Annotated in this window: 5 protein-coding genes; all 5 read left to right on the top strand. The window is 44.8% G+C overall.

The window, feature by feature from the left end:
• A partial coding sequence (locus tag ACP45E_RS20600; protein ID WP_158008405.1) for an FtsW/RodA/SpoVE family cell cycle protein occupies window positions 1-159 on the top strand: 159 nt, incomplete at its 5' end.
• Window positions 146-1,207: an undecaprenyldiphospho-muramoylpentapeptide beta-N-acetylglucosaminyltransferase gene (gene murG, locus ACP45E_RS20595; protein ID WP_017037744.1), complete on the top strand. Its 1,062-nt coding sequence runs from the start codon at window positions 146-148 to the stop codon at window positions 1,205-1,207. The genes ACP45E_RS20600 and murG, both read left to right, overlap by 14 nt.
• Window positions 1,208-1,219: 12 nt before the next feature.
• A complete protein-coding gene (murC, locus tag ACP45E_RS20590; RefSeq protein WP_017037743.1) occupies window positions 1,220-2,674 on the top strand; it encodes a UDP-N-acetylmuramate--L-alanine ligase in 1,455 nt (484 codons plus the stop codon).
• 186 nt (window positions 2,675-2,860) lie between these two features.
• Entirely contained in the window at window positions 2,861-3,643 is a 783-nt protein-coding gene (locus ACP45E_RS20585; RefSeq protein ID WP_017037742.1) for a cell division protein FtsQ/DivIB, read from the top strand.
• A partial coding sequence (gene ftsA, locus ACP45E_RS20580) for a cell division protein FtsA (protein ID WP_069585487.1) occupies window positions 3,636-4,772 on the top strand: 1,137 nt, incomplete at its 3' end. The genes ACP45E_RS20585 and ftsA, both read left to right, overlap by 8 nt.

Here is a 4,772-nt window from a genome sequence, read left to right as displayed (position 1 = left end):
CCAACCAAAGGATTAACGCTGCCACTGATCAGTTACGGTGGTTCAAGCCTCATTGTTATGACTGTTGCTGTCTCAATTTTATTGAGAATTGATCACGAATGTCGGCTGCAGTCTGTCCCCAAATTAAATTTAGAAAAAGATGATAATGAAAAAGAATAAACGATTACTGGTGATGGCAGGAGGGACTGGAGGACATGTTTTTCCGGGATTAGCCGTGGCCAAGAAACTTCAGCAACAGGGCTGGGATATTCGTTGGTTAGGCACGGCTGACCGTATGGAAGCCGATCTAGTTCCAAAGCACGGTATCGAAATTGATTTTATCAAAGTGAAAGGGATTCGAGGCCAAAGAATGGTGGGTCTTCTTCAAGCACCATTTCAAATCTTGGCGGCGATATTACAGGCTCGAAACTACATTAAAGCTTGGCAACCTGACGTTGTACTTGGTATGGGCGGGTATGTAAGTGGGCCTGGTGGCATTGCTGCCTGGTTGAGTGGTGTTCCTGTTGTTCTTCATGAACAAAATGCCGTTGCGGGGCTAACCAATCAGTGGTTGTCCAAGATTGCCAAAAAAGTATTTCAGGCGTTTCCTGGTGCTTTTCCTGATGCACAAGTTGTCGGTAACCCAGTACGAGAGGATGTAGCGGCCATTACGGATCCTGAAAGTCGCTTGGCAGCGCGTAGCACCCCAATTCGGATACTTGTCATGGGCGGAAGTCAGGGAGCACGAATTTTAAATCACACCTTACCGGAAGTGATGGGGCAACTCGGTGATCAGTATCAGATCCTTCATCAAGCCGGGCGAAACAATCAAACCGACGTTAGCGAGCTTTATCAACAGCATCATGTCGCTAATTTTGAAGCGGTTGATTTTATTGATGATGTCGCAGCGGCGTATCAATGGGCAGACTTGGTGGTTTGCCGATCCGGAGCCTTAACGGTTTCTGAGCTTTCAGCCGCTGGAGTCGGGGCGATTTTTATCCCATTCATGCACAAAGATCGCCAGCAGGCACTCAATGCCGATCATTTGGTAGAATGTGGCGCTGCGAAAATGATAGAACAGCCAGAACTCACGGTAAAAAAACTGGCTGACATGATTAAAGAATTAGACCGACCAACATTGTTAAAGATGGCAAGCAACGCGAGAGGTGCTGCGATGCTTGAAGCGGATCAAATCGTCGCCGATGCCATTATTGCCCTGAGTAACTAACGAGATAAATCTATGACCATTAAACATACACAAGATCTAGCCCAAATCAGAGCAATAGTCCCAGAGATGCGTCGCGTAAAAAGCATTCATTTCATTGGTATCGGTGGTGCTGGTATGAGCGGTATTGCAGAAGTTCTGCTCAATGAAGGTTACCAAATCACAGGGTCTGATCTTGCTCAAAACCCTGTCACTACAAGGTTATCTTCAAAAGGCGCAATGGTTTACATAGGCCATCAAGCAAGTAATGTTGAAGAGGCCAGTGTTGTTGTTGTTTCAACCGCCATCAACGAAGAGAATCCAGAGATTGTTGCGGCTCGTGAATTGAGGATTCCGATTGTACGACGTGCTGAAATGCTGGCAGAACTCATGCGTTTTCGCCATGGTATTGCTGTTGCTGGCACTCATGGTAAAACCACCACTACAGCGCTCGTTACGCAGATCTATTCAGAAGCGGGCTTAGATCCTACGTTTGTTAATGGTGGCCTGGTTAAAAGTGTTGGCACCAATGCTCGCCTAGGTTCTAGCCGGATTTTGATCGCTGAAGCCGATGAAAGTGATGCCTCATTTTTACATCTACAGCCTATGGTCAGTATTGTGACAAACATCGAAGCGGATCACATGGATACCTACGGTGGTGACTTTGAGGTATTAAAACAGACCTTTATCGACTTCTTACATAATCTCCCATTTTACGGTCAAGCTATTGTGTGTATTGATGATCCTGTAGTGAGAGAGTTGATTCCACGTATTAGCCGCCAAGTCATTACTTACGGCTTTTCGGAAGACGCTGATGTTCGCCTTGAAAACTATCAACAAAATGGTCAGCAGGGTAAATTCACGGTGGTACGAAAGGGTAAAGCAAACCTTGATATTACCTTAAACATTCCAGGTCGACACAATGCATTAAATGCATCTGCTGCGATAGCCGTTGCCACTGAAGACGATATTGGCGATGAAGCGATTCTTTCTGCCATGATTGGTACTGAAGGTACAGGTCGCCGATTTGAGCATTTAGGGGAATTTGAGACTGGCCGTGGTCAGGCCATGCTTGTTGATGATTACGGACATCACCCAACAGAAGTTGATGTTACGATAAAAGCGGCAAGAAGTGGCTGGGAAGAAAAACGCTTGGTGATGATATTCCAACCGCATCGATATTCACGAACTCGTGATTTGTATGATGATTTTGCGAATGTTCTCGATCAAGTTGACGTGTTGCTGATGCTTGATGTTTACCCTGCTGGAGAGCAGCCTATCGCAGGGGCTGATGGCCGAGCCTTATGTCGCACGATTCGTAGCCGAGGTAGAATCGACCCTATTTTCGTCGCTGATACAGAATCATTACCTGCTGTTTTAGCGAATGTTTTACAAGATGGTGACCTAGTTTTAACTCAAGGTGCAGGTGATGTGGGCAAAGTAGCGAAGCAGCTTGCTACTCTTGAGCTAAATATTAATAAGATGCGCTAAACGATAGGCAAGTATGTCAAATTTGAGAGTTTTGAGAAGTTAACTGAAATCAGGTTCAGAAAACTCACATTTCATATTTGATACTTTTGGTTAGCTCAGTATAATCCCAAGGTTAAAGTGAATGCTTTACCTCTATTATTGGGTAGAATAGGGACAGTTTGCTGGCCAAGCTAAGGACTACGGACTTTGATTAAGACTCATTTAAGTGAAGGCCGTCGTGTTACGTATCTGCCATTAGCTCAAAGGCACGCTGCGGGTAGTCTTTTTTTGTTGGCTGTTGTATTGCTCATAAGTACATTGCTTTATTCAACATTGTCTTGGATGTGGGATGATCAAAGGCTTCCACTGTCAAAGATAGTGGTGCAAGGGGAATTAGAGTACGTGACCCCTCGCGATGTGCAATACTCTTTTGCTAGACTTGAACATATCGGTACGTTTATGTCTCAAGATATCGAGTCTTTGCAAGAGACAGTACAGTCTATCCCTTGGGTTTCTCAGGTATCCATTCGTAAGCAGTGGCCTGATACGATAAAGGTTTTTTTGACCGAACATCAGGCTGAAGCGATATGGAATGGAAGTACCTTACTCAATACTAAAGGTCGCGTATTCAATGGCGACATTGGCCAGTTAGTTGGAGACCGAGTCAAACTTTATGGTCCGGCTGGCAGTAATGAATATGTTTTAACGACTTGGCGCGACATCGCACCACTGTTTCAAGCGCTAGGTCTAAATATTCAATCATTAGTTTTGAATGACCGAAGAGCTTGGCAAATAATTCTAGATAACGGTATGCGTTTAGAATTAGGTAAAGAATCAATGAACGAGCGTATTGCTCGTTTTATTTCTCTGTATAAGAATTTAGGAAATGACGCTGAGCGAGTCAGCTACATCGACCTTAGATATGATACCGGAGCTGCCGTTGGTTGGTTCCCTGAACCGGATTTAGCACAAGAGAGTACGGATGACTAAGGTTGTTGATGACAATTTAATTGTTGGTCTAGATATAGGTACAGCGACCATATCAGCATTAGTTGGTGAGGTGCTACCAGATGGTCAGATCAATATCATCGGAGCAGGCACAAGCCCATCCCGTGGTATGGATAAAGGTGGCGTTAATGATTTAGAGTCTGTTGTTAAGTCAGTACAACGAGCAATCGATCAAGCTGAACTGATGGCAGAGTGCCAAATTAAGAATGTATTTTTATCGTTATCTGGACGTCACATTGCTAGTCGTATCGAAAAAGGCATGGGAACAATATCTGAAGAGGAAGTGACTCAAGAAGATATGGACCGGGCTATTCATACGGCAAAATCGATTAAAATAGGTGATGAACTTAGAATTCTTCACGTAATACCGCAAGAGTTTACCATTGATTACCAAGAGGGAATCAAAAATCCACTTGGGCTTTCCGGTGTTCGAATGGAAGTGAGCGTCCATTTGATCTCTAGCCACAATGATATGGCTAAAAACCTGGTTAAAGCGGTCGAGCGCTGTGGGTTGGTTGTCGAGCAGCTTGTTTATTCAGGCTTAGCGTCGAGTAATGCTGTTATCACTGAAGACGAGCGTGAACTTGGTGTTTGTGTCGTAGATATTGGCGCTGGTACTATGGATGTCTCTATCTGGACGGGCGGTGCGTTACGTCATACTGAAGTCTTCTCATACGCAGGTAATGCCGTCACCAGTGATATCGCTTTTGCTTTTGGGACACCCGTGAGTGACGCAGAAGAAATAAAAGTAAAATACGGCTGCGCACTGAGTGAGCTAGTCAGTAAAGATGATACAGTTAATGTTCCAAGTGTTGGTGGGCGTCCATCTCGAAGCTTACAAAGACAGACCTTGTCTGAAGTCATAGAGCCGCGCTATACCGAACTGATGGGCCTAGTGAATCAAACTATTGATACTGTTCAGTCAAAGCTGCGAGAAGATGGCATAAAGCATCATCTTGCCGCTGGAGTTGTCCTCACTGGAGGTGCAGCACAGATTGAAGGATTGGTAGAATGTGCGGAACGAGTATTCCGCAATCAAGTTCGTGTTGGTAAGCCACTGGAAGTGAGTGGCTTAACAGATTATGTAAAAGAGCCGTATCATTCTACGGCT

The organism is Vibrio genomosp. F10 str. 9ZD137 (assembly GCF_049974785.1).
Classification (GTDB): Bacteria; Pseudomonadota; Gammaproteobacteria; order Enterobacterales; family Vibrionaceae; genus Vibrio.
Note: the sequence above shows the minus strand (reverse complement) of the source record. Positions and strands in the feature narration are given on the sequence as shown.